The sequence below is a fragment of the Pseudomonas fluorescens group sp. genome, assembly GCF_020093335.1.
Lineage (GTDB): Bacteria > Pseudomonadota > Gammaproteobacteria > Pseudomonadales > Pseudomonadaceae > Aquipseudomonas > Aquipseudomonas petroselini.
Genome location: NZ_JAIOKW010000008.1, coordinates 1 through 26183 on the forward strand (window position 1 = coordinate 1; position 26183 = coordinate 26183).

Sequence of the window (26183 nt, forward strand, 5' to 3'; positions counted from 1 at the left end):
GCCCTGTCCCGCCCGCTGTATGAGTGCATCCTGACCGGCGTGCCTCCCATCCAGAGCGGCATCGTCCACAACAACGTCTCGCGCCTGTCCAACCAGCGCAGCATCTTCCATTACGCCACCGACGCCGGCCTTACCACGGCAGCGGCGGCCTACCATTGGGTCAGCGAGTTGTATAACCGCACGCCCTTTCTCGCCGCCCGCGACCGTCACACCGACGACACGGCGCTGGCGATCCAGCACGGGCATTTCTACTGGAATGACCACTACCCGGATTCCCACCTGTTTGCCGACGCCGAAAGCCTGCGCCTCAAGCACGCGCCGAACTTCCTGGTGGTGCACCCGATGAACATCGACGACGCCGGCCACAAGCACGGCCTCGATACGGCGCAATACCGCAACAGCGCACGCTCGGCCGACATCATCCTGGCCGATTACCTGCAAGCCTGGCTCGACGCCGGTTACCAAGTGCTGGTGACCGCCGACCACGGCATGAACAACGACCGCTCCCACAATGGCCTGCTGCCGGAAGAACGCGAAGTGCCGCTGTTTGTGCTCGGCGATGCCTTCAGCCTGGACACCCACGCTGCGCCGAAACAGACCGAGCTGTGCGGCACCGTCTGCGAACTGCTGGGCGCGCCCCACGACAAACCTGTGTGCCGGGAGCTGTTGAAATGATCCGTGGTAAATGGCTGGCACTGCTGTGCCTGGTGCCTTTCGCACTGTTCTTTATCGTGTTCGAAATCGCCCCGTTGGTGTGGGTACTGATCAACAGCCTGCAGACCGAGGAAGCCGGCTGGGGCCTGGAAAACTTCACGCGGATCTTCAGCTCGAAGTTCTACCTGCAAGCGATCCAGTTCAGCCTCGAGATCAGTTTCTACTCGAGTGTCTTCGGCATCATCATCGCCACCCTGGGCAGTTACTCCCTGCGCCGGGTGGATTCGCCGCTGCGCAATTTCGTCACCGCCTTCGCCAACATGACCAGCAACTTTGCCGGTGTGCCCCTGGCCTTTGCGTTCATCATCCTGCTGGGGTTCAACGGCAGCATCACCCTCATGCTCAAGCAGGCGGGGATCATCCAGGACTTCAACCTCTACTCCAAGACCGGGTTGATCATCCTTTACACCTACTTCCAGATTCCATTGGGCGTGCTGCTGCTGTACCCGGCCTTCGACGCGCTGCGCGAAGACTGGCGTGAGTCGGCGTCCCTGCTGGGTGCCAACGGCTGGCAGTTCTGGCGGCATATCGGCCTGCCGGTGCTCACCCCCGCCCTGCTCGGTACCTTCGTGATACTGCTGGCCAATGCCCTCGGCGCCTATGCCACCGTCTACGCCTTGACCACCGGCAACTTCAACGTGTTGCCGATCCGCATTGCCGGGCTGGTGTCCGGTGATGTGTCGCTCGACCCGAACCTGGCCAGCGCCCTGGCCGTGGTGCTGGTGGCGTTGATGACCGTGGTCACCGTGGTCCATCAACTGCTGCTCAAGAGGAGCTACCATGTCTCGCGCTGAAGCCGGCCCGGCCTCCCTCTACCACCGCGTGGTGGTGTACCTGCTGTTTGCGATCCTGGTGTTGCCGCTGATCGGCACCTTTGTCTATTCCATTGCCAGCAGTTGGTCGGCGACGATCCTGCCCGCCGGTTTCACCGTGAAATGGTACGTGCAGCTGTGGAGCGACCCGCGCTTCCTGATGGCCTTCGGGCAGTCATTGCTGGTGTGCGTGGGCGCGCTGATCCTCTCGGTAGTGTTGATTTTGCCGCTGCTGTTCGTGGTGCATTACCACTTCCCTCGGCTCGACGCGCTGATGAACATCCTCATCCTGCTGCCCTTCGCGGTGCCGCCGGTGGTGTCGTCGGTGGGCTTGCTGCAACTGTATGGCTCCGGGCCGATGGCGATGGTCGGCACGCCGTGGATCCTGATCGGCTGTTACTTCACCGTCGCACTGCCGTTCATGTACCGGGCGATCACTAACAACCTGCAGGCGATCAACCTGCGCGACCTGATGGACGCCTCGCAACTGCTCGGTGCCAGTACCTGGCAGGCGGCGATCCTGGTGGTGCTGCCGAACCTGCGCAAAGGCCTGATGGTGGCGCTGTTGCTGTCGTTCTCGTTCCTGTTCGGCGAGTTCGTGTTCGCCAACATCCTGGTGGGTACCCGCTACGAAACCCTGCAGGTGTACCTGAACAACATGCGCAACAGCAGCGGCCACTTCACCAGCGCCGTCGTGATTTCTTATTTCTTCTTTGTGCTGGTGCTGACCTGGGCCGCCAATATCTTGAACAAGGACAAAAGCCAATGAGCTTCGTCAGCGTCCAACACCTGCAAAAAGGCTACGCCGGCACCCCGGTGTTCAGTGATATCAACTGCGAGATCGCCAAGGGCGAATTCGTCACCTTGCTCGGCCCGTCCGGTTGCGGCAAGTCCACGCTGCTGCGCTGCATCGCCGGGCTGACCTCGGTCGACAGCGGGCAAATCCTGCTCGACGGCCAGGACATCGTCCCGCTGAGCCCGCAGAAACGCCATATCGGCATGGTGTTCCAGAGTTATGCGCTGTTTCCCAACATGACCGTGGAACAGAACGTCGCCTTTGGCCTGCGCATGCAAAAGGTCAACGCCGACGACAGCCACAAGCGCGTGCAGGAAGTGCTGCAATTGGTCGAACTCAAGGACCTCGCCGGCCGCTACCCGCACCAGATGTCCGGCGGCCAGTGCCAGCGCGTGGCCCTCGCGCGCTCCCTGGTGACCCGCCCGCGCCTGTTGCTGCTGGATGAGCCGCTGTCGGCGCTGGATGCACGGATCCGCAAGCACCTGCGCGAACAGATCCGCCAGATCCAGCGCGAACTAGGCCTGACCACCATCTTCGTGACCCACGATCAGGAAGAAGCCTTGACCATGTCCGACCGGATCTTCCTGATGAACCAAGGCAAGATCGTGCAAAGCGGCGATGCCGAGACCCTCTACACCGCACCGGTGGATGTATTCGCCGCCGGGTTTATCGGCAACTACAACCTGCTGGACGCCGACAAGGCCACCCAACTGCTGCAACGCCCGATCAACAGCCGTATCGCCATTCGCCCGGAGGCCATCGAGCTGAGCCGCAATGGCGAACTCGACGCCCTGGTGCGCAGCCACAGCCTGTTGGGCAACGTCATTCGCTACCGCATCGAAGCGCGCGGCGTGGAACTGGTGGTCGACGTGCTCAACCGCTCGGCCGACGACCTGCACCCGGACGGACAACGCCTGGCACTTTCCATCGACCCCAGTGCCCTGTGTGAAGTAGCCTGATGCAACGTTTTATTTGAGAGAGCATGACGGATGGCATTGGTAATTTTTGATCTGGACGACACCCTCATCCACGGCGACTGCGCCACCCTGTGGAGCGAGCAGATGGGCCGGCTGGGCTGGGTCGATCCCGAGTCGTTCATGCGCAAGAACCACGAATTGATGGATGCCTACAGCCGGGGCGAGCTGAAGATGGAAGACTTCATGGACTTCAGCCTGGAGCCGATGATCGGCCGCACACCGGCAGAAATCGAGCACTTGGTGGAGCCGTGGGTCGAGGATGTGATCGAGCCGTTGATCTACAGCGACGCCACCAAGACCATCGCCCGCCACCGTGCGAATGGCGACCGGATTCTGGTGATCTCCGCCTCGGGCACGCACTTGGTCACGCCGATTGCGGCGCGAATCGGCATCGATGAAGTGCTGGGGATTGAACTGGACGTCAGCCATGGCGTGTACAGCGGGCGTACCGTGGGTGTCCTGACGTATCGTGAAGGCAAGATCACGCGGTTGCTGGAATGGCTGGAGCAAGAAGGGGAAACATTGGAGGGCGCGTATTTCTATTCGGACTCGCGCAATGATTTGCCGTTGCTGAGTAAGGTGGAGTTTGCGCAAGTCGTTAACCCTGACCCGGTGCTACGCGCCCACGCCGAACAGGCAGGCTGGCCAATCCACCATTGGATCTGACTCTCTTGAAGTGAAATGCAATCAAATGCGGGAGGGGGCTTGCCCCCGATGGCGGTCTGTCAGATGAAACATTCTTCACTGACACACCGCTATCGGGGCAAGCCCCCTCCCACATTGTTCACCGCATCCCCATTCAGCTCAGGCTTTCGTCAATCACCAACACCAGCTTCCCGGAAATCTGATTCGTCGCCAGCGCTTCAAACGCCGCCTCAGCGTCCTGGATCGAGAAGGTCTTGGCCAATTGCGGGCTCAAGCGGCCCTCAACAAACAACGGCCACACGTGTTGGCTCAAATCACTGAACAGGTCCGCCTTGAACGAGTCGTCACGACTGCGCAGGGTCGAACCCAACAATTGAATGCGCTTGCCCAGCACCTGGGCCAAGTCCAACTGCGCGTCACGACCGCCCATCAAGCCGATCAATACCCAACGCCCATCCAGGGCCAGCAGCTTGAGGTCCAGCGCCGCATAGTTGCCGCCCACCGGGTCAAGAATCACATCGAACGGCCCGAAATCCCGTAGCCCTTCGATCCCGTCGGTCCGCACCACGCCGCCCTGGGCGCCGAGTTCCTCACAATAGGCCAGGCGCTCCGCCGAGCCGACACTGACCCAGCACGGGCTGCCAAATGCCTTGCACAACTGGATCGCCGCGGAACCCACGCCGCTGGCGCCAGCGTGCAACAGCACTTTTTCACCGGGTTTGAGGCCCGCCAGCTGGAACAGATTGAGCCACGCCGTGCTGTACACCTCAGGCAACGCGGCCGCTTCGATCAGCGACAGGCCTTCCGGTACCGGCAATACGTGGCGCGCATCCACCACCACTTCTTCGGCCATGCCGCCACCGGCGAGCAACGCGCAGACGCGGTCGCCGACTTGCCAGGATGAGCCCGCGCCCACTTCACTGATCACCCCGGAACACTCAAGGCCCAACACGTGACTGGCGCCCGGTGGCGGTGGATAGAGCCCCGCACGCTGTAATAAGTCGGCGCGATTGAGGCCCGCTGCCGCCACACGAATGCGAACTTGCCCTACATCGCAGGTAGGACTGGGTTCTTCCAACCACTCCACATGACCGTCAACGCCTTGCAATGCTTTCACAGTGCCTCCATAGTGAGTCTGGACTGAGCCCGTAGCTGTATCGCCGGGCTTTTTGCATTATGCGACCGGACCATATGGAACCGGCTCCCTCAAAGACGGCCTAATATGCGTTATCAATTGCCCCCGCGTCGAATCAGCATGAAGCATTTGTTCCCCAGCACCGCCCTCGCTCTTTTCATTGGTCTCGGCTTCGCGTCGATGTCGACCAATACGTTCGCAGCCAACAGCTGGGACAACCTTCAGCCGGATCGCGATGAGGTGATTGCGAGCCTTAACGTCGTCGAACTGCTCAAGCGTCATCACTACAGCAAGCCGCCGCTGGACGACGCTCGCTCGGTGATCATCTATGACAGCTACCTCAAGCTGCTGGATCCGTCGCGCAGCTACTTCCTGGCCAGCGATATCGCTGAGTTCGACAAGTGGAAAACCCAGTTCGACGACTTCCTCAAGAGCGGCGACCTGCAGCCCGGCTTCACCATTTACAAGCGTTACCTGGACCGCGTCAAAGCGCGTCTGGACTTCGCCTTGGCCGAGCTGAACAAGGGTGTCGACAAACTCGACTTCACCCAGAAGGAATCCCTTCTGGTGGACCGCAAGGACGCCCCTTGGCTGACCAGCACCGCCGCACTCGACGACCTGTGGCGCAAACGCGTCAAGGACGAAGTGCTGCGTTTGAAGATCGCCGGCAAAGACCCCAAGGCTATCCAGGAGCTGTTGACCAAGCGCTATAAGAATCAGCTGGCACGTCTGGACCAGACCCGTGCCGAAGATATCTTCCAGGCTTACATCAACACCTTTGCGATGTCCTACGATCCGCACACCAATTATCTGTCGCCAGATAACGCGGAAAATTTCGATATCAATATGAGTCTGTCGCTGGAAGGCATCGGTGCCGTCCTGCAAAGCGACAACGACCAGGTCAAGATCGTGCGCCTGGTGCCGGCGGGTCCGGCGGACAAGACCAAGCAAGTGGCGCCTGCCGACAAGATCATCGGTGTGGCCCAAGCCGACAAAGAGATGGTTGATGTCGTCGGCTGGCGCCTGGACGAAGTGGTCAAGCTGATCCGTGGGCCGAAAGGCAGCGTGGTGCGCCTGGAAGTGATTCCGCACACCAATGCACCGAACGACCAGACCAGCAAGATCGTGTCCATCACCCGTGAAGCGGTGAAGCTCGAAGACCAGGCCGTGCAGAAGAAAGTCCTCAACCTCAAGCAGGATGGCAAGGACTACAAGCTGGGCGTGATCGAGATTCCGGCCTTCTACCTGGACTTCAAGGCGTTCCGTGCCGGTGATCCGGACTACAAGTCCACCACCCGCGACGTTAAGAAAATCCTCACCGAGCTGCAGAAGGAAAAAGTCGACGGCGTGGTCATCGACCTGCGTAACAACGGCGGTGGTTCCCTTCAGGAAGCCACCGAGCTGACCAGCCTGTTTATCGACAAAGGCCCGACGGTGTTGGTACGCAACGCTGACGGCCGCGTGGATGTGCTGGAAGACGAGAACCCGGGCGCCTTCTACAAAGGCCCGATGGCATTGCTGGTCAACCGCCTCTCGGCCTCGGCTTCGGAGATTTTCGCCGGTGCCATGCAGGACTACCACCGCGCCTTGATCATCGGCGGCCAGACCTTCGGTAAAGGCACCGTGCAGACCATTCAGCCGCTGAACCATGGTGAACTGAAGCTGACGCTGGCCAAGTTCTACCGGGTTTCCGGGCAGAGCACCCAGCATCAGGGCGTACTGCCGGACATCGATTTCCCGTCGATCATCGACACCAAGGAAATCGGCGAAAGCGCCCTGCCGGAAGCCATGCCGTGGGACACCATCCGCCCTGCGATCAAGCCGGCGTCGGATCCGTTCAAGCCGTTCCTGGCGCAGTTGAAGGCTGATCACGACACCCGCTCCGCCAAGGACGCCGAGTTCGTGTTTATCCGCGACAAGCTGGCCCTGGCCAAGAAGCTGATGGAAGAAAAAACCGTCAGCCTCAACGAAGTCGACCGCCGCGCGCAGCACAGCGACATCGAAAACAAGCAACTTGCACTGGAAAACATCCGCCGCAAGGCCAAGGGTGAAGATCCACTCAAGGAGCTGAAGAAAGAAGATGAAGATGCGCTGCCGACCGAGGCCGACAAAACCAAGCCGGAAGACGACGCCTACTTGGCCGAGACTGGCCGGATTTTGCTGGACTACCTGAAAATCACCAAGCAGGTGGCCAAGCAGTAAATGATGGCGATTTAATGTGGTCGCTCCTCGGAGTGTCATCATATAGACATCATTCTGTCGTGAAATGAAGGACCGCTGGCTTCTCGCCTGCGGTCCTTTTTTTTCGATCGAGATCGCCATGACCATGACCGAACAGCTGAATGCACTGGGCTCTATCTTGGCTCAAGGCAGTTTGCACAGCCTGTTCCAACCGATCATCTGCCTCTCCGAACGACGAATCCTTGGCTACGAAGCCCTGAGCCGCGGCCCCTCCAACAGCCCCCTGCACTCCCCCGTCGCCCTCTTCTCGGTGGCCAGCCATGCGGGACGTCTCAGCGAACTGGAAATAGCTTGCCGCGAAAGCGCCTGCCGACGCTTCAGCGAACAGAAGCTGCCGGGCAAGCTGTTTCTGAACATCTCGCCGGAATCCTTGATGGAAACGGCGCACCAGCCGGGACGCACGCTGCAACTGCTGCGCGACTATGGCATTCCACCCAGCCAGGTCGTGATCGAACTCACCGAGCAAACACCCACTGACGACTTCGACCTGCTGCAAACCGCCCTGCATCACTACCGCGACATGGGCTTTGCCATCGCCCTCGATGACCTGGGCGCCGGCTATTCCAGCCTGCGGCTGTGGTCGGAGTTACGCCCGGATTACGTAAAGATCGACCGGCACTTCATCGACGGCATTCATCAGGATGCGCTCAAGCGCGAGTTTGTCGGCTCCATCCTGCAGATCGCCAAGGCTTCGCGTGCCCAGGTGATCGCCGAAGGCATCGAGTTGCCGGAGGAGTTGGCGGTGCTGACGGAGATGGGCGTGGACCTGGTCCAGGGCTACCTGCTCTGCCGCCCGCAGGAACACCCACCACAAGAAGCACGCAAGATGCTGCCCAAGCCCGACACAGCCAACATTACCCTCACGGAGGAAGGCAGCGACCTCAGCGCCTTGCTCAGCGAACACCCGGCGGTGGACCAGGACACCGCCACCGCCCAAGTGCTCGAAGCGTTTCGTCGACAGGCCAACCTCAACTCCCTGGCCGTGCTGGACGGACGCGGGCAGCCGATCGGTATCGTCCATCGGCACTTATTGTCGGATGCGCTGCTCAAGCCGTTCGCCACCGACCTGTTTGCGCGCAAGCCCATCAGCCGCCTGATGAGCACCGACTTCCTGGCGGTGGAGTTGAGCCAGTCGCTGCAACAAGTCAGCCGCCTGCTCACCAGCCGCGCGCGGCAACGTATCGAAGAAGATTTCATCATCACGCTCAATGGCGACTACCTGGGCCTGGGCCGGGTGATCGACGTGCTCAAGCTGATCACCGAGCTGAAGATCCAGCAGGCGCGCTACGCTAACCCGCTGACCCTGCTGCCGGGCAACGTGCCGATCCAGCAGTGCCTCACACGCCTGCTGCAACAACAACGGGAGTCGGTGATCTGCTACGTGGATATCGACAGTTTCAAGCCGTTCAATGACATCTACGGCTACGGGCGTGGGGATGAGGTGTTGCTGTGCCTGGCGCAGTGCCTGAATGACCGCGTCGATCCCACCCGTGACTTTGTCGGGCATATCGGTGGCGATGACTTTTTGTTGGTGCTGGGTCCGCAGGATTGGCGCAAACGGCTCAATCAATTGCTGGATGACTTTCACACCCAATGCCGGCGCTTCTACCGCGCCGAACACCTCGACGCCGGCTGTTTCGTGGCGTTGAACCGCCAGGGTGTGCGCCAGGAGTTTGCGCTGCTGTCGCTGTCCATCGGCGTGGTGCATTTATATCCACAGGCCTGTGGACAACTCGATGCCAGCCAGTTGGCGGAACTGGCCTCGCAAGCCAAGCACCATGCCAAGGACGTGGCCGGTTACAGTATCCATGTGATCGACAGCATGGACGCCCTGCCCCAGGCGCTTTAGGCCTCGGCGGATTCCGGGTATTCGTATTCGAATACCCGCACCACTTCCGAGGCATGCCAGGAGGCAGCGGCCACGCCATCGGAGGGTCCGCTGAAACGGCCAAGCCGCTCCACACATTCAAAAAAACCGGTACGCGGCAAGCGGCTGGCGCCCTGGCTGATCACCAGTGAGCTGCGCAACGGCTGCTCGGCCTTGGCATCCAGCGCCGCCAGGTGTTCTAGGGCCGCGGCCAGGGTTTGCATGGCCGGCGTAGGAAATTGCAGGCGTTCCAGCAAGGCGCGGTACGTCAGCAGATGGCGCTGGCGACGCGCCTGGTCCAGTTCGTTGAGTAACCCATCCCAATGTTGACGGCTGATACGTAGGCTCAAGATTCATCCCTCCAACCTGCAACGCCCAATTCCCAGGCCAGGCTGCGGCGGATCGCGGCATCCGGCTGGCGTTCACCACTTTCAATCAATCCAAGATATGACGGGCTGATGCCCACGGTGCGGGCCAGGGTCTCGATAGCCAGGCCCTTTGCTTCGCGCAGGCCGCGCAGGTCTGCGAGCGGGCGCAGATCCTGTTCGGGGGCGGCTTGGGCAGTCGATATAGAAGGAGGTAGCGTAGGTTGTTGCTGACCGGCAGCTTTTAGCAGCGCCTGGTACTGATCCCATGGCAACACCGCGTATTCGGGTTCGCCATTCCGTGAAATTATCTGAATATCCATGACTGCCCCGTAGGATAACAACACTTACTAAGTAAGCTCTTTCCTTAGGAGTGTAATCCTAACAGCCACAAAGGTCGCAGGGGGATAGCCCGTGTCATTGGTTTTTTTGCGGGTTTTCCTTGGACAGCAGCGCAGGCGTCGCAGGCAGGCGCTCAACCACGGCGAGCTTTTCCGGACGCTGGGCGTCACGCCAGGCGCGAAAGGCGCTCAGTTCGCCTTCCAGGGTCTTCATGACCCACGCTAACACAGCGATGTCGTCGAGCATGCCGAACATGGGGATAAAGTCCGGGATCGCATCGATCGGGCTCAGGAAATACATCAACCCCGCCACCACCGAGATCAGCGCTTTGGGACTGATCGCCCGGTATTCGCCGCGCCAGTACGCCAGGCACAACGCCTGAAGCAACTTGAGGTCATCCTTGAGCTTGCCCAGGCGATTCCCCTGGCTCGAGCCTTTGGCGGCGACCGCGAACAACAGCGTCGGCAGACGGCCGCGCCCCAGAAGACGCGCGGCCATGGGCAGGAAACGGGTGAAATTGAAGGGTGGTTTCATTTGTCACTCCAGTTCCAGGCGACATGAAAGGTTATCCACACAAATTGTGGATAACCTTGTGAACAGAGCCCATTTTCCGGGCTGAAAGCCACGGATTACATGGCTTTCAGTCAGATCGGGCGTTTTTTGCGCACTGAAGAAAAACCCAAGATTTCATTGACTTGGCGTTGATGTGCGGATAGCCATGCTCAGGTTTTATATCAGACTGTTGCCCGCTACAGACGTTCGTTCGGATCTGCAGAGGCTTCAATGTGGGAGGGGGCTTGCTCCCGATAGCAAGGGATCAGCCACTGCATAAGGTGACTGATCCACCGCCATCGGGGGCAAGCCCCCTCCCACAAACAACAACGCCCCGTCGAGACGGGGCGTTGTGTGTTCAGGCGCCGATTACTTCTTGGCGGCTGGTGCTGCAGGAGCTTCAGCCTTGGCTGGGTCCTTGATGGCCAGCAGTTCCAGGTCGAATACCAGCACGGAGTTGGCTGGAATCGCTGGGCTCGGGCTCTGTGCGCCGTAGGCCAGGTCGGAAGGAATGTACAACTCGACCTTCTCGCCGACGTGCATGAGCTGCAGGCCTTCGACCCAACCCGGGATCACGCCGCTGACCGGCAGGTCAATCGGGCTACCGCGATCTACGGAGCTGTCAAAGGTAGTGCCGTTGGTGAGCTTACCGGTGTAGTGCACAGTCACCACGTCAGTCGGCTTAGGCTGAGGGCCATCGGCTTTCTTGGTGATCTTGTACTGCAGACCGGAAGCAGTGGTGACGACGCCGTCTTTCTTGGCGTTGTCTTCGAGGAATTTCTTGCCGGCGGCTGCCGACTCTTCGCTCATCTTGGTCATGCGTTCTTCAGCACGCTTTTGCAAAGCGGCAAACGCTTCAACCAGCTCGTCATCTTTGAGCTTCTGTTCTTTCTTGCCGACGGCATCTTCGATGCCTTGGGCTACTGCTTTGGAATCCAGGTCATCCATGCCTTCTTGGGCAAGGCTCTTGCCCATGTTCAGGCCGATGCCATAGGAAGCTTTCTGCGCCGGGGTTTTCAGCTCTACGCTGGTCTGCGAATCACAACCCGCAAGTACCAGGCTAACCAGGGCCACCGCCGCCGCCAACCGATGCTGTTTCATGCTATTTCCTTGTTCATGCGCCAAAAGGGCAATCGAATAAAGTCGCGAGCTTATCAGGCGGCCACGACCAATGGCTACCGGCATCTGAGCAGGAAACTTCTGATAAGTTCACGTGTTTAAAAGCATTTTCATTCATGATGGGGTCCCGCGAAGGATCGTGGGACCGCCGACTACCAGGCTCATGGCCACTTGCCGCACTTGTGGCGTAGTGGCATAACAACGCGACCCGTCGACAAGACCGAGACAAGGATAGCCATCTTGCGCATTTTTTCCCGTGTTTTACTCCTGATACTCGCCGCACTCGGCCTGATTCTGGCCGTGGTGCTCTATTACACCCTCAACCCCAAGCTACCGGACTACGTGCCTGTGGAGCAGGTGCACTACCAGGACCAATGGAGTGCCGCCGACCGCCAGACCTATTACTTCACGCCCCAGGGCACTCAAGTAAAAGGCCTGCACTACGACTGGTTCACCGCCCTGGAACTGCCGTTTTCCGAACAACGCTTCGCCACGCCGGAGTATCTGGCACGCTTCGGTTTCCTGGTCGACCCCAAGCAGGTGCCCACCGCGCAAAACCCCGGCAATCTGCCTGTGGGTTTCGCCCGGCATAAAAACGCCGACAGCAACGTCGACTACCTGGATATCACCTGCGCCGCCTGCCATACCGGCGAATTGCATTTCAAAGGCCAGGCCCTGCGCATTGACGGCGGCTCGGCCCAGCATGTGCTGCCCTCCAGCGTCCCCACCCTGCGCGGCGGCAGTTTCGGCCAGGCCCTGGTCGCCAGCCTCGTCGCCACCTATTACAACCCGTGGAAGTTCGAACGCTTCGCCCGCCAGGTGCTGGGCGACCGCTACGACGCAGAGCACAAGCAACTGCGCCAGGACTTCAAGCAGTCACTGAACAAATTCCTCAAGGTGGCCTGGAACGACACCCACCGCGGCCTCTACCCCACCGAAGAAGGCCCCGGCCGCACGGACGCCTTTGGCCGTATCGCCAACGCCAGCTTTGGCGATGCCATTTCCCCGGACAATTATCGCGTCGCCAATGCGCCGGTGGACTACCCGCAATTGTGGGATATCTGGACCTTCGACTGGGTGCAATGGAACGGTTCGGCGCAGCAGCCCATGGCGCGCAATATCGGTGAAGCCCTGGGCGTGGGCGCGACCCTGACCTTTTTCGACGCTGCCGGCCAGCCGCTCCAGGGCGATGCACGCTACCCGTCGAGCGTACGCGTGCGCGACCTCAACCTGATTGAAGAAACCTTGCAGCGCCTCAAGCCGCCGACCTGGCCCGAGGACTTGTTCGGCGCCATCGATAAGCCGCTCGCCGCCCAAGGCCGTGCACTCTTCGCCGAAAACTGCGCCGGCTGCCACGTCCCCAGCGTCACCCAGGAAAACGGCCGCCCGGTGCAACAGCTGAAAATGCTGCCGGTGGACTACATCGGCACCGACCCCGGCACCGCCAGCAACATCGCCGACCAGCGCTATGACCTCAGCGCCCTGCAGTGGGACCCGGCGGAACTGGCCACACTCAACGTCGAACTGCACCCCACGCCGACCGAGCCGCTGGACCTGAAAAAGATGTCCGTGGCCAAGGGCCTCGCCTACGTCACTGCCTTCGTCGAAGCGCATGCCTACCGCGCCGCCGGCGTGACCCCGGACGAGCGCCCGCGCCTGGACGGTTACGGCCTGCCCATCGGCGTGCGCGAGCTGCGCGCCTACAAAGCGCGGCCACTGGCCGGCGTGTGGGCGACACCGCCGTTCCTGCATAACGGCTCGGTGCCGACGATCTACCAGTTGCTCTCGCCTCAGGACGAGCGCAGCGCCACCTTCTATAAAGGCACTTTCAACTACGACCCGCGCCATCTCGGCTTCGAGACCGCGGCATTCAAGAACGCCTTTCTGTTCGATACCAAAATCACCGGCAACCACAACAGCGGCCACGAATTCCGTGCAGGCGCTCGTGGCAATGGCGTCATCGGCCGTGGCCTGCTACCGCAGGAACGCTGGGCGCTGCTGGAATACCTCAAAGTGCTGGGCGGCCCGTTGGAGCAACAACTGCCATGATGATTCGATCCCGATACGACCAACCTTCCCTGCTCGCCCGTCTCTGGCTGCGCATCGGCAGGTTTCTCGGCAAGACCTTACTGTGGCTGGTTGGCCTCGGCCTGCTCGGTTGGCTGGGCGCCAGCGCCTGGTACGCCTGGCAGCACAGCGGCCCGGTGTCGCCGAACGAGCAGATCCCGCCCGGCGAAGCGGCGATGACCCAAGGCATCATCCAAACGGCCGTGCGCATCGTCGACCAGCATCGCGAAGGCACGCGCTACCTGCGTGATGCCCACGCCAAGGCCCATGGCTGCGTGAAGGCCGAAGTCAGCGTGCCGGCCGATCTGGACCCGACGCTGCGCCAAGGCGTGTTCGCCGAGCCGGGCAAGACCTGGCAGGCGCTGATGCGCCTGTCCAACGGCAACGCCTACCCGCAGTTCGACAGCATCCGTGACGCGCGCGGCATGGCGCTCAAGCTGCTGGACGTGCCGGGCAAGCAACTGCTGGCCGACCAGCAGACACGCACGGAACAGGACTTCGTGATGTTCAGCCACCCGAACTTCTTTGTCAGCGATGTGGCGGAATACGCGCAGAACATCGGTGCGCAGGCGGACGGCAAAAAAGTCCTGGCGTTTTTCCCCAAGGTCGACCCGCGCAGTTGGCAGGTGCGTCATTTGTTTATCGCACTGGCCACGCTGGCGCCAGCGCCGGCCAGCCCGACGCAGACCACCTACTTTTCAGTCTCGCCCTACAAGTTCGGCAGCGCCAACGCCAAGTTCCGCGTCGCACCCGACCCGCAGAGCTGCCCGGAATATCAACTGCCCAAACAGAACCAGGACCTGCCGAATTTCCTGCGTAGCGCGTTGAGCCAGCAGTTGTCCACCGATCGCAAGCCTGCGTGTTTCGTGTTGCAGATCCAGCGGCAGAACCCGCAGAAATTCATGCCGATCGAAGACACCAGCATCGAATGGAAGGAGAGCGATGCGCCGTATGAAACCGTGGCCAAGGTGCGTATCCCGGCGCAGGATTTCGACACGCCCGAGCAGAACCTGGCGTGCGACAACCAGTCGTTCAACCCTTGGTTCGGCATTGCGGACCACCGCCCCATCGGCGGCATCAACCGCTTGCGCAAAGCCGTGTATGAAGCGGTCAGCGATTACCGCCACAGCCGTAACGCCCCGTAAAGAGTGCATAACAATGGGCCCGACGGCGTAAGGATTGCGTCGGGTCTATTGAGCCGTTTTCACCCCGCCACTACCGTGAATACCTACCCATCACCCGTAGGAAATCACCGTGGAAAACTCAACCCTCGGCATGCTCGTACTCACCCTTATTGCGGTGTTCGGCACCGCGTCTTTTTGCTTTGAACACCTGGCGACACGCCAGACCAAGAAGAAAAAAACAGCTCAGCCTTGACCCTCAGTCAACGCGCCCCCCGCCTCAGCGGTCTGAGCCAGCAACCATTGACGAAAACTGCGCACCGCCAACGGCGGGTTGCGGTGGTGGGGTTGCATAAAATGCAGGCGGCCGCGGCTATGCATGGTGTGGGGCAAGGCCATTTGCAGGCGCCCGGAATCAAGGTCACTTTCCAGCAAGCTCTTCCAGCCCAGCGCGACGCCGTGCCCCATCACCGCCGATTGCATCAACAGTTGATAGCTGTTGGTACGCAAGGCATGGCGCGGGGTGTAGTAGTCGGCGCCGATGTCAGCGAACCAGTCGGTCCAGGTCAGCCAGTCGTGATAGTGGTCTTCCACGATCAGCAAGGTGTGGGCATGCAGCAGATGGTGCGCATCGCGAATCGGGCCGTGGCGCTCGATGTAGCCAGGGCTGCACACGGTGATGACCTGTTCGCTGTCGAACACCGGCGACAGTTCCAGGCCGTGGGGCGCCGGGAGTTCGTCCAGGTGATAGAACAAGCCCAGGTCATATTCACTCACATCCAGGCGGCTGGGGTTATCGCTGCACAGGATGCGGATATCCAGGTCCGGGTGTTCGCGCTGGAAGTCCGGCAATAAACCGGCAAGCCAGATAGAGCTGATGGTAGGCGTGCTGGCCAGGGTCAACTGACGATCGGCGCCGCGACGGCGCAGCTCGGCGGACTCACGGTCCAGTTCGCGCAACAGGCGCTGGATGGTGCGGAAGTAACGCACCCCGGCAGGGGTCAGGCTCAGGCCCTGGGCCAGCCGATAAAACAGCGGCCGGGCCAGGTCCTCCTCGAGTCGCTTGACCTGGCGGCTGACCGCGCTCTGGGTCAGGTTCAGTTCATGGGCGGCCTGGGTGAAGCTCAAATGACGGGCCGCCGCTTCGAAGGTCTGCAGGCAGTTGAGCGGGGGAAGATCGACGTTTCGGCGCGACATGAGCAATTCCATTGGCAATTACGGGCCTGGGTTTGCCCAGGCCCGCAGAGATCACGTTGGCAGGCATCCTGCCAGTTGCTCGCTCAGAGCGCGACCCTGGCCACACGTTTACTCCATTGCCGGCGGTGTTCCAGTTGGCCGTTTTCCCAGGCTGTCTGTTCTGCTTCGAGGTAGAACCACTCGGCATCGGCGTGCACGCTCAAGTGGCTTTCCACTTCCACCGTCCACTGGTCACGGCCGACACGGTAGTGCCATTCAATATCGGCACGGGTCGACAGCGGGTCCCAGGGCAAGGTGTGATATTGCTCGGTGCAACGTTGATCCACCCATAGGCCATGGTCGGTAAAGCGCATCGCGCCCAGGTCATCTTCGATCTTCACGCAGACTTCGCCACTGCCGACGTCTTCGATCAAGGTGCGTTTCGGCGCGGCGGCGCGCAGTACCTCCAGGTTCGCCGGGGTCGACGATTGTGGCACTTCGAACGGGCACTCCACCGCGTCGCCGGTGAACACCGGCAACTGCAGGCTGTGCAGGGTCGGCAGCAAGGTCAGCGTGGTCAGTTCGCGGCTCGGCCACAGCAGCGGGAAACTCGCGGTGCTCAGCGCCAGGCGCAAACGGTAGCCGGCGGGCAGGCGCATGCCGATGTGGTCGAGGTTCAGGTGCACGTCCATCGCTTCACCCGGCACGACCGGTGTTACCTGGGAAAGGTCCTCGCGAAGCGTGAGATTAAGCACACCGTAGCTGATCTGCGTGACCTGGCCGTCCGGCGCCACCGCATTCAGGCGCGCGACCAATTGCCCGCAGGCGGTGTCGCTGGCCAGACGCAGCGTGAGGCGCGCATCGCCAAGCAGCGCCAGGGGCTCGGTCAGCGGTTGGGAATCGAAGCACAGCGAGTTGGCGTCATCGCGGCGCTGGTCCGTCGGGCCATCGGGGCCAAACCAGATGGCACAGTATTCGCCCTGATGCAGGCCGGTGGTCAGCGGCGAGCAGATACTGCGCGGCGTGACCAAGGGCTGCGCGCCGGCAGTCAGGCCGTGCTCGCCGAGGCTGAAATCGGTCCATTGCACCTGCGGATCCGGCCAGCCCGACGTCTGCACCCAGATCCCCGGCCGCTCAGCGTAACTGCCCTTCGGCGGCAGAATATCCTGTAGGTAAAAGGTGCAAGATGCGTCATCCATCACCCCGTTATCGATGCCCTTTAACCAGTGATCCCACCAGCGTTTGGCTTCTTGCAGAAAGCCGATGGCCGGATTGGGCACGGCGAAATGCGGGTATTTGTGAATCCATGGGCCGATCATGGCTTTCTTCGGCCCTGGCAGGTTTTCCATCAGGCGCGAAACGGTATTGCGGTAGGCGTCCCCCCAACCGCCCACCGCGTAGACGGCGGCTTTGATCTGCGAGTAGTCCTCGCACACCGAGCCGTGGCGCCAGTAGTCATCACGGGTCTGGTGGTGCAGCCAGGTTTCGGCGAGCAGCGGCATGGCTTCCAGGCGTTGGTGCCAGAGGGTTTTCCAGTCGTCGCCAACCAACAGAGGATCAGGCACCGCCGCGCTGAAGTTGAGCATGGTGGCGGCCCAGCCGAAGTTCTCCATCAACAGGTTGCCGCCCTTGTAATGGATGTCGTCGGCGAAGCGGTCATCGGTGGAGCAGAGGGTAATGATTGCCTTCAGCGCCTCGGGCTGGCGCGCCGCGACTTGCAGGCCGTTGAAACCGCCCCAGGAGATACCCATCATGCCGACGTTGCCGTCGCACCAAGGCTGGCGGCACAGCCAATCGATCACCTCGAGGGCGTCCTCCTGCTCCTGCAGCAGGTACTCATCGGCCATCAGCCCTTGGGACTCGCCATTGCCGCGCATATCGACGCGCACGCACACATAGCCCTGCCCCGCCATCCACGGGTGGGTCAGCGCATCGCGCACTGCGGTGCCATCGCGTTTGCGGTACGGCAGGTACTCCAGAATCGCCGGGAAGGTTTGCGGGCCGGCGACTTCCGGCAGCCAGATGCGTGCGGCCAATTGCGTGCCGTCCTTCAAGGGGATCAGGCAGTGCTCGATTTCACGAATCTTGTAGGCAAACTCGGTAACGATTTCCATCGGTAACTCCAAACGCGTTTATTGCAAACAAACGGCTCCCCCGCGCCCGGAGGGGAGCGTACGGGGGAGACACACAGGTTGTCGGGCTTAGCGGGCGAATGCCGCGACGGGGCTGGCGCCACGCAGCTCGGGCTCGGTGGTCGGCCTGAGGTTTTTCACATCGAGCAGCGCCGGGTTCTTCAGCCAGAAGATCAGCGAGGTACTGGCCAGCAACACCAGGATCATCCCGGGCAAGCCACCGAGGTTGGAAAGCATCTTCACGCCATCGACACCGACAAACGCGACCATCACCCACGATACCGAGCCGATGATCAGGCCCCAGATGATCTTCAGCAGCGGGTTGCCGTCCAGGTCGGAATCGGCGGTCACGCCTTTGCTGCACAGGTTGGCGATCACATCGGTGCTGGAGTCTGCCGCGGTGACGAACGAGATAAACGCCACGAACAGCAGGAACGCGATCATCAAGCCGCTGGCCGGCAATTGCTGGAACATCTGGTACAGCACGTGCTCCACGCCCTGCTCGTTCAACACACGGTTGAGGCTGCCATCACCCAGCGCGTCGAAGTAGAGGCTGGTGCCGGAGAAGATGCAGATCCACACCGCCGTGAACAACGCCGGGTAGAGCATGTTGATGTGGATGAATTCGCGCACGGTGTAGCCGCGGCCGATCTTGCCGAGGAACAGCGCACTCACCGGGGCCCAGGCAAACCACACCGACCAATAGAACACGGTCCAGCTGTGCGGCCAGGTGTCGCCACTGGCGGCGCCGGTGAACAGGCTGCGGCTGAAGAAGGTGTCGAGGTACACGCCGAGGGACTCGACGCCCAAGCTGAACATGTAAAGGGTCGGCCCGCACAGCAGCACGAACAGCCCCAAGGCGAGCATGATCCAGGTGTTGAACGACGACAACATCACAATACCGCGCTGCAAGCCGCTGGCGGCCGAGGCGACAAAGGTGATGACGATGATCGTGATGATGATGGCCAGGCGCAATGGGGTGGTTTCACCGCCGATGTATTGGGCCATGCCACCGGCCAAGGTCAGCGCGCCGGTGCCCAGGGACGAGGCCATGCCGGCCACCAGCGCGAACATCGCCAGGGTGTCGATCAGCCCGGCATAGCGCTTGACTCGCGCTGCGCCCAGCAGCGGCTCGAGCATGGCGCCGATGGAGAAGTTGCTGCGGCGGTTATAGAACACCAGCGCAAACACCAGCGACGGCACCAGGTAGATGGCGTACGGAGTGATGGTCCAGTGCAGGAACATCGTCGACATGGCAAAGCTCTTGGCCGCCGAGCTGCCCGCTTCGATCGGCAGGCTGGTGGGTGGGCCGTACAGGTGGTAGAGCGGTTCGGCGGTGGTCCAGAACAGCACGCCCACTGCCAGCGTGGTGCAGAGCGCCACCATGAACCAGCGCCATTTGCTCAGCAAAGGCTGGGCGTCTTCACCGCCGATACGCACTTTGCCCAGCGCGGAGAAGTAGACGATAGCGGTCAGCACCACCATGGCAAACGAGCCGGCGCTGAACAGCCATGAGAAGTTTTTCAGGATCAGGTTGTTGAGCTGTTTGCTGACCGCAAGGAATGCATTCAGGTCGACGTAGCTGGCGATCACCGCCGCCAGCAGGATCAGGAAAGTTGGCCAGAACACCAACGGACGCAGTGGATATTTCATGTAGAGCCATTCCCCTTGCAGACTATTTTTTGTGTTAGAGAGCGGGCACCGCAGCATCCTGCTGCAGTGAGTCGCCTGGAAGTCTTTCGCGTGGCTATAGATAAACGTTTAACCGGCCAAGGGCGCAATCAACCAATGTGCATAGGGGTATTCCCCCACGTCATGACGCACCCGCACAGTTCAGGGCGAATAGGCAGTGCACAATGGCAAGGCACTAGGAGGATAAATCGCAGACGAAAAAAAGCCCGCTCAATGAGCGGGCTTCTTGTGGCGACCTGGCGTTCAGCGTTCCAGGTAACCGAATATGGCGCAGCGGACGGGATCATGACTCATCCTCTAACTCATTGAACGCTCTAAATTTTTAAAAATTTTCGAATCAACGATGGACTTGATTGTGTACTTATAATGAGCGTCTGGCAATCTAAGAATTCTTTTTTGGGCAGGACGACTCAAACTCTCTCCCAGGGCAGTGGTAGTAGAGGACTTGCACCTCCAAGTTTAGAAGGGATCGAGCATGACGTGCGTGTTGTCGGTCTGCACCCAGGTGCTACCAAGACCGAACGTAAAATCTCTCAACCCCAAGCACGTGTGGCGAAAGAGCTTGGGGATGCTGGTCGTTTGGGAGGAGTACGTCGCCAAGTAGTCATAAGGTCGACTGGTTGAATCACAGGAGATTGCCAATACTGCGGTGGTTCTCTGCTCCCCTACCCGACCTCTTCCCACATCAATGCTTTACCGTGGACGGGAGTTCTACTGACGGAATGGTGTAACCAGTAGATCCAACCAAGCCCCAGACTCGGGTTGAATCGGCGCCAAGGGAACAGCACTCACCGATGCGCTGAACCACAGCGCTCGAGCCCTTCGCTCAACGGGTGATCTGGCGTACGCCAAGTCCGATAAGAAGCACACCACAAATGCGGTCGACAGTTCTCTTGGCGTTTTGGTAGGCCTTGGCAATGGTCGCATGCGACAGGACGAGCGCGACCAGTCCGTACCAGCACAGAGCCGTGGCGCCGACTGCCGCAAGCATCGCCAAAAAAGTAGCCGTCGATACATGCGCAGGTGCCGCTGAGGAAAATATAGCGGCGAAGAATGCTATAGATTTTGGGTTCATGGTATTCATGGCGGCACCTTGAAAAAAGGCAGCACGAAGGCCGGTTGATTTAGGCTTCATCTGTGGTTTAGCACCCGCGGTACGCGAAGCAATGATGAGCCTCAATCCAAACCATACCAGGTAGGCGCCGCCGGCGATCTTTACTGCCGCTGCGAGCCATGGGAAGAGCTTGAACACCATGCCGATGCCGAAAATCGCACAAGTGGCCCAAATCAGGTTGACCGCGACGATGCCCATTACGAATGCGATTGCATCAGTACGGCAGCCCGACACAGCCTTATGAACAACGGCAACGAAACTCGGGCCAGGAATCATCACACCTACTGCAGAAACCGTTAACACCGTTACGACAGCCGAAATATCAAACATCGCCATCTCCATCGAAGAAAGCTTCACCCAAGCCAGCTGGTATCTAAACATCCAAGTGTATCGCTGCCAATGATCGTGTCGACCTTCTGCGATTCAACCTCCCCCAGAAGCGATGCTAACACTCCCGGCTGCACGACAGCCATGCTGCCCCACGCGAGACAGCTCCTAGAAGCTGGACAGTCTGTTGATCTCATTGCAGCCCCCCCCGAGGCGGGATCGTCACTTGGCAGCTTCTCATCTGCTGGAACAAAAAAGCTCGGTTACATGGCTTTCACCTTGGCCATCTCACCGTTCCACTCACCGGCGATCACTTCCGTACTGGCTTCCTTCTCGAACGGCGTGTAGACAGCCGTGATCTGAGCATCCTTACTCGCCCCGCCGTACGAGATAACGGTGACGCTTTGTGCCATCGCATTCCCCGCGATTAGCCGCAGCACAGGACACTGGGTTGTTACCGAAGGTATTGAGGTAGCGAGCGGTACGGCCGAACTCTTCGACGACATCAGAGCGCATGACCGCGGCGGCGATCGGCTGACCATTACCCATGGTCACGATATCGGGATCGACGCCGTTGCGCTGGAAGCCCCGAAGATGGGAGCCAGTGCGCCCGAAGCCGGATTGGACTTCGTCGGCGATGTACAGCAGGCCTCCACATCGCAGTCACCGTTATTCCTAAAGGCATCGTCCGGGAAATGATTCGTCGTGCACCAGAATTTGTGCCTAACCCTGAGAGGCTCTTACCAGCTTTATGCAACCGTCGATGATGAACTTCTGGTGCTGGGGTACGGAGGCATCAACGATGCCAGATTGCCCCGACGGTTCAGCGCCTGAGCCAGCTCTACGACTCGATAACAACAGGATAACCGCGAATGCCCCCTAGCCCTTCCAACTCACGAACACGTTGTTGGCATGGGCTCTCACTCAAGCGCACAAGTGAGGCGAGTTTTTAGGATACTAGGCACAAATTCAGGGCCGCATGGCTTCAGCCTCATTCCAGGCTTGAGATTTTTCCAAGGCAAGTCAGCGGGATCCGCCAACATTGGCCCAGGGGCCTTAGCCACTAATACCGCTCGTGCGATCCCTTGGAAGTCAGCCCGGAAATGCACTGAGCTTTTGTTGACCAAAATATCCATTGATTCTGGCTGCACACCCGCAATCCTGTAGAGGTTTCGCTCCAGCATCTGAGCTTTTGTAGAGCTCACTACGACAGTGATTTCGCCAATTCGCAGCGCCGCGACAGGGCCTAATTGAGCGATCATTCCATGCTTCATCGGGCCATCGTAGCGGCATGCGCCATCTGAGAGTGATACGACCTCAAACAATCCGGTCAAGGCATCATCACCTTGCACTCCGCTTTTCCCTCCGAATGACAACTCCAGCTTGGCCCCCACCCCTGCTTGGTGGGCTTGCATCGCAATATCCGGCTCGTACATCAGACCGATGGCTGCATTTTTTGCTCCTGCGCTTATCAGCGCACGCAACATCCCCGCTGTATTTGAATCAGCACCAGCCCCGGGATTGTCCTGAGTGTCAGCAATGACCACAGGCCCGTCCCCACCTCCAACGTCAAGAATACGCATAGCCTCCAGGACTGCTTCCTCGGGCTCCATAAACGGAACCTGCCAGTGAGCTTCATTCATGAGCATCTCGGCATACAATGCCTCCACAGCGCTCGATGCTTGCCTACCATACCCCCAGATAACGGGCCCACATTCACAGAAGTCCGCTGCAGGAAAACCTGCCGCGAAGGAGACTGAATGCACCTGTCCTGACTCATAGTGTGCCACCCGCTCGTACATAGATTTCGCCGGATCAAGCAGCGTGCACATACTATTGATCGGAATCAGGAAAGGAAGGCGGCACACGGTCAAATCGCACTCAGCCTTGGAAAAAAGCTTTTCCAAAAGGTCAGCGCATCGCTCACCAGTTTCGGCCATATCAACGTGTGGATAGGTTCTGAATGCAACAAGCGCATTTGCGGACTCAAGCATCTGTTCGGTGACGTTGGCATGGAGGTCTAGAGATGCAACGACCGGAATACAAGCGCCCACTACCTTGCGGATTCTGGCGAGAAGCTCCCCTTCCCCATCGTCGAAATGCTCAGTGACCATTGCGCCATGCAAATCTAGGTACACAGCATCAAATCCGCCGAGCGATACAGCCTCTAAGATTTCGTTTGCAATGCGCTCGAATGCATCCTCAGTGACATGAGCCGATGGGCTTGCTCCAGCCCACACTACGGGTATTACCGTCCAGCCTCGCTCCTCGGCGGACTTGATGAAACCTCCTGCAGGAATATTTACATCACGAAGCGCAAGAAACTCTTCACCGCGCGGTAACGCAGGGTGACCCTCTCCCCGCTCAAAATTCAGAAATGCAGCTTTAGAAGGCGCGAAGGTATTCGTCTCGTGTTGAAACCCGGCCACTAAAACTTTCTTAGGCTCAGCTGCACTAGTAGTCATGTGACCTCCACAGATAAAATCTTTGAGCGGTATATACAATAAGGTGAAAGTAGCGATCGCATTGAGCGCCACCTTACTTACACCAAGAGTGGTGCGCTGCCACTAAGCAATCACTTGCTTAGGGATGGGAGCTTAATCAGAGAGAGCAAAAGTGCTCCAACAGCTAACAGTCCGACCATCACGTAAAGCCCAGCATGAAGGCTTCCAGTCACTGAAGTTGCCCACCCTATAATCGTCGGGCTGAAAAAGCCGCCCAACAAACCGATGGTATTAACCAGTGCGATTCCACCAGCCGCCACATCCCCTTTTAGGTATTTGGACGGGATAGACCAGAATACTGTGTATGCTGCGTACATCATCATCGTCGCAACAATCATGAAGAGTACTGACGCGACGATGCTGCTAGATAAATAGGTCGCCACACCCAAGCAAATTGCCGCTACTACGGCAGGCACTGCGCTATGCCATCGCCGCTCTTGATGCTTATCGGAGCTTTTACCGACCAAGAACATGCTCGCGATCGCGCCCAAGTAAGGAATGCTGGTCAGCAGACCGATGTGCATGGTATTAGAGACACCATTTTCTTTCAAAATACTTGGCAGCCAGAAGTTGACAGTGTAGATACCACAGATAAGACAGAAGTAGGCGCCTGCCATTACATAGATTCGTGGATCACCAAGTACGTGTTTAAATGAGTGATGCTTCGCCCCTGGCTGGCGAGTATGAGTTTCAAGCAAATCTTTCTCGCTTGGGGAAAGCCATTTGGCAGTATCGGGGCGATCAGCAAGTACATTCCAAACTACGAAGCCCAAGAATACGCAAGGAATACCTTCATAGAAGAACATCCACTGCCACCCGCTGAGGCCCATCATTCCATCGCAAGCAGTCATCAGCAAAGCAGACAAAGGCCCTCCGAGTACGCCTGAAATCGGGCCGGCCATGAGAACAAGTGCCAAGGCTCGTGCCATACGAGCCTCACCATACCAGTAGGTGAGATAGAAAATCATGCCAGGAGCAAAGCCTGCTTCGAAGACGCCAAGCAAAAAACGCAAGCAGTAGAACATTCCAATGCTGTTTACAAACATCATTGCCGCAGAGGTCAACCCCCACAGTATGAGTATTCGAGCAATTGTTTTTCTTGCGCCAACTCTGGGTAACAGTAAATTGCTAGGAATCTCAAACAGTACGTAACCGATAAAAAATATTCCCGCCCCCAGACCGTAAACAGCATCCGAGATGGATAGATCAACTTGCATTTGAAGCTTAGCAAAACTAATATTTTGTCTGTCTAGGCATGCAAAGAAGTAGCAAGCCATCAAAAGAGGGATGATTCGCCAGCTAACCTTACGGTAAAGCTGTTCAGAGGGTATATTGCCTACCGCTATTTTGGCATCGGAGAGAATTGTCATGAAGCTATTCCCGTATGTTCTCCAGCAATGATCGACTGCCGGAAAATACTAATTGTTGTTGTGCCCGATCGTGCTCGGGATGCTTCCATCATGTTTCCCAATGCCCTTACCAGCAAGAGCAACTGCGAGCCGAGACCGTTGCCCAGAAGGCAACACGAGGTTGAAAATGCGTGAGATCAATCAGCGACGTTTGCGTTATTTCTATGAAGTCCTGACACAGGGATCGATTCGTGGCGCAGCGGACAGCTTGAACACCGCAGCGTCCGTCATCACGCGGCAGATCAAGCTCCTGGAGAGTGAGGTCGGAGCAGCATTGTTCGAACGCGTGGCACGAGGTGTCGTTCCGACTGACGCGGCGCAGCACTTGCTGGAGTACTGGCAGGCCTGCCAAGGCGAGCAAGAGCAATTCGAGATGAAGATCCAAGCATTGCAGGGTCTCGAGCACGGCGGTGTGAGAATCGCTGCGAGTGAGGGTTACATCGAGAGCCTTATAGGCGATGTGGTGAGTGATTTTTCTACCGATTACCCACGCTTGGACGTGTGGGTCGATATTCTTCCCGTTAACAGCGTTGTGAGTGATGTAATCGATGGACGCGCTCATATCGGGCTTGCTTACAATCCTCCGGCTCATCCCGACATCGAATATTGTGCAACCGCGCCGCGACCGTTATCAGTCGTTGTACATCCTACACATGAATTGGCCAGCCTCAACCGCCCACTAAAGGCGAAAGACCTTGTCAATCACAGACTGGCTACAATGCCGTCTTCGTACGGCCTTCGGCAACTGGTTCAAATGTTGGAATATTCGGAAAATATAAAATTGAAAACAGGACTCACCACAAACTCTTTGGCGGTACTTAAACAGTTCGTGAAGAAAAGTAATGAGTTCACGTTATTAGGTAAGTTTTCCGTTCAAACAGAGATATCTAATGGCGAACTCATCGCAATACCTATCGAAAATCACCTACTACAGTCTACAAAGGCGCGCATGATGGTGCGTCATGGCCGTCCTCTTACCGCTGCAGCTAACGAATTGAAGAAACGCATGATCGAACGCATGCGGATCTTCGCCTAGTAATGCAGAATGAATCGCCCCGGACTCTCTAAACACCTTG

23 protein-coding genes and 1 pseudogene are annotated in these 26183 nt (G+C 59.0%); 11 read left to right on the top strand and 13 right to left on the bottom strand.

Translation table 11 applies throughout. From position 1 onward, the window contains the following. From K7431_RS11150 to K7431_RS11170, 5 genes are all read left to right on the top strand, one after another. Nucleotides 1-675 (top strand): alkaline phosphatase family protein (locus K7431_RS11150; protein ID WP_224316742.1); only part of this gene is annotated, 675 nt, incomplete at its 5' end. Next, the gene (locus K7431_RS11155; RefSeq protein WP_012723283.1) at nt 672-1508 is read left to right on the top strand and encodes an ABC transporter permease; all 837 of its coding nucleotides are present in this window, start codon (nt 672-674) and stop codon (nt 1506-1508) included. The genes K7431_RS11150 and K7431_RS11155, both read left to right, overlap by 4 nt. Continuing rightward, the gene (locus K7431_RS11160; RefSeq protein ID WP_012723282.1) at nt 1495-2295 is read left to right on the top strand and encodes an ABC transporter permease; all 801 of its coding nucleotides are present in this window, start codon (nt 1495-1497) and stop codon (nt 2293-2295) included. The genes K7431_RS11155 and K7431_RS11160 overlap by 14 nt, the downstream gene beginning before the upstream one ends. Beyond that, complete coding sequence (locus tag K7431_RS11165; RefSeq protein WP_012723281.1) at nt 2292-3281, top strand: ABC transporter ATP-binding protein; 990 nt, start codon at nt 2292-2294, stop codon at nt 3279-3281. The genes K7431_RS11160 and K7431_RS11165 overlap by 4 nt, the downstream gene beginning before the upstream one ends. Nucleotides 3282-3311: 30 nt before the next feature. Then, nucleotides 3312-3965, top strand: coding sequence for an HAD family hydrolase (locus tag K7431_RS11170; protein ID WP_012723280.1), 654 nt, complete (start codon nt 3312-3314; stop codon nt 3963-3965). A 133-nt stretch (nt 3966-4098) separates the two neighbouring features. Here K7431_RS11170 and K7431_RS11175 read toward each other — a convergent pair whose 3' ends face one another. Next, nucleotides 4099-5061 carry a zinc-binding dehydrogenase gene (locus K7431_RS11175; protein WP_012723279.1) on the bottom strand — a complete coding sequence of 321 codons (963 nt, stop codon included), beginning with the start codon at nt 5059-5061 and terminating at the stop codon, nt 4099-4101. Nucleotides 5062-5199: 138 nt separating this feature from the next. Here K7431_RS11175 and K7431_RS11180 point away from each other — a divergent pair, with 138 nt between their 5' ends. Both K7431_RS11180 and K7431_RS11185 read left to right on the top strand, forming a co-directional pair. Further along, nucleotides 5200-7281: a carboxy terminal-processing peptidase gene (locus K7431_RS11180; protein ID WP_012723278.1), complete on the top strand. Its 2082-nt coding sequence runs from the start codon at nt 5200-5202 to the stop codon at nt 7279-7281. A 118-nt stretch (nt 7282-7399) separates the two neighbouring features. Continuing rightward, nucleotides 7400-9169 (top strand): bifunctional diguanylate cyclase/phosphodiesterase, encoded by a 1770-nt coding sequence (locus K7431_RS11185; RefSeq protein WP_012723277.1) that lies wholly within the window; start codon nt 7400-7402, stop codon nt 9167-9169. Here K7431_RS11185 and K7431_RS11190 read toward each other — a convergent pair. From K7431_RS11190 to K7431_RS11205, 4 genes are all read right to left on the bottom strand, one after another. Beyond that, on the bottom strand, nt 9166-9537 hold the full coding sequence (locus tag K7431_RS11190) for a hypothetical protein (protein ID WP_005786715.1): 372 nt from the start codon (nt 9535-9537) through the stop codon (nt 9166-9168). The two genes, K7431_RS11185 and K7431_RS11190, sit on opposite strands and share 4 nt — an antisense overlap. Further along, nucleotides 9534-9875 (bottom strand): helix-turn-helix domain-containing protein, encoded by a 342-nt coding sequence (locus tag K7431_RS11195; RefSeq protein ID WP_012723276.1) that lies wholly within the window; start codon nt 9873-9875, stop codon nt 9534-9536. Before K7431_RS11195 ends, K7431_RS11190 begins: the two co-directional genes overlap by 4 nt. A gap of 94 nt (nt 9876-9969) precedes the next feature. Next, the gene (locus K7431_RS11200) at nt 9970-10428 is read right to left on the bottom strand and encodes a YkvA family protein (protein ID WP_012723275.1); all 459 of its coding nucleotides are present in this window, start codon (nt 10426-10428) and stop codon (nt 9970-9972) included. 387 nt (nt 10429-10815) lie between these two features. Next, a complete protein-coding gene (locus tag K7431_RS11205) occupies nt 10816-11547 on the bottom strand; it encodes an FKBP-type peptidyl-prolyl cis-trans isomerase (RefSeq protein ID WP_012723274.1) in 732 nt (243 codons plus the stop codon). 258 nt (nt 11548-11805) lie between these two features. On the opposite strand from K7431_RS11205, the gene K7431_RS11210 reads away from it, so the two are divergent. The 3 genes from K7431_RS11210 (at nt 11806) to K7431_RS30875 (ending at nt 15009) form a co-directional block, all read left to right on the top strand. Then, on the top strand, nt 11806-13614 hold the full coding sequence (locus K7431_RS11210) for a di-heme-cytochrome C peroxidase (protein ID WP_012723273.1): 1809 nt from the start codon (nt 11806-11808) through the stop codon (nt 13612-13614). After that, nucleotides 13611-14777, top strand: coding sequence for a catalase family protein (locus tag K7431_RS11215; protein ID WP_012723272.1), 1167 nt, complete (start codon nt 13611-13613; stop codon nt 14775-14777). The genes K7431_RS11210 and K7431_RS11215 overlap by 4 nt, the downstream gene beginning before the upstream one ends. Nucleotides 14778-14886: 109 nt before the next feature. Then, entirely contained in the window at nt 14887-15009 is a 123-nt protein-coding gene (locus K7431_RS30875; RefSeq protein WP_012723271.1) for a hypothetical protein, read from the top strand. Here K7431_RS30875 and K7431_RS11220 read toward each other — a convergent pair. From K7431_RS11220 to K7431_RS11255, 8 genes and pseudogenes are all read right to left on the bottom strand, one after another. After that, nucleotides 15000-15950: a LysR substrate-binding domain-containing protein gene (locus tag K7431_RS11220; RefSeq protein WP_043205106.1), complete on the bottom strand. Its 951-nt coding sequence runs from the start codon at nt 15948-15950 to the stop codon at nt 15000-15002. The genes K7431_RS30875 and K7431_RS11220 overlap by 10 nt on opposite strands. 83 nt (nt 15951-16033) lie before the next feature. Next, nucleotides 16034-18043: a CocE/NonD family hydrolase gene (locus K7431_RS11225; RefSeq protein WP_012723269.1), complete on the bottom strand. Its 2010-nt coding sequence runs from the start codon at nt 18041-18043 to the stop codon at nt 16034-16036. Nucleotides 18044-18130: 87 nt separating this feature from the next. Beyond that, a complete protein-coding gene (locus tag K7431_RS11230; protein ID WP_043205103.1) occupies nt 18131-19714 on the bottom strand; it encodes a BCCT family transporter in 1584 nt (527 codons plus the stop codon). Nucleotides 19715-20579: 865 nt separating this feature from the next. Next, nucleotides 20580-21197 carry a LysE family translocator gene (locus K7431_RS11235; RefSeq protein WP_012723266.1) on the bottom strand — a complete coding sequence of 206 codons (618 nt, stop codon included), beginning with the start codon at nt 21195-21197 and terminating at the stop codon, nt 20580-20582. Between the two features lie 260 nt (nt 21198-21457). Continuing rightward, nucleotides 21458-21607, bottom strand: coding sequence for a hypothetical protein (locus K7431_RS31100; RefSeq protein ID WP_158309469.1), 150 nt, complete (start codon nt 21605-21607; stop codon nt 21458-21460). A gap of 19 nt (nt 21608-21626) precedes the next feature. Then, nucleotides 21627-21845: pseudogene (locus K7431_RS11245) on the bottom strand (aminotransferase class III-fold pyridoxal phosphate-dependent enzyme); the annotation flags it as partial. 269 nt (nt 21846-22114) lie between these two features. Next, complete coding sequence (locus K7431_RS11250; RefSeq protein WP_224265903.1) at nt 22115-23731, bottom strand: M81 family metallopeptidase; 1617 nt, start codon at nt 23729-23731, stop codon at nt 22115-22117. A 38-nt stretch (nt 23732-23769) separates the two neighbouring features. Then, nucleotides 23770-25068 (bottom strand): MFS transporter, encoded by a 1299-nt coding sequence (locus tag K7431_RS11255; protein ID WP_012723264.1) that lies wholly within the window; start codon nt 25066-25068, stop codon nt 23770-23772. 166 nt (nt 25069-25234) lie between these two features. Between K7431_RS11255 and K7431_RS11260 the strand changes: the two genes are divergently transcribed. Then, the gene (locus tag K7431_RS11260; RefSeq protein ID WP_043205098.1) at nt 25235-26143 is read left to right on the top strand and encodes a LysR family transcriptional regulator; all 909 of its coding nucleotides are present in this window, start codon (nt 25235-25237) and stop codon (nt 26141-26143) included. Nucleotides 26144-26183: the final 40 nt, after the last annotated feature.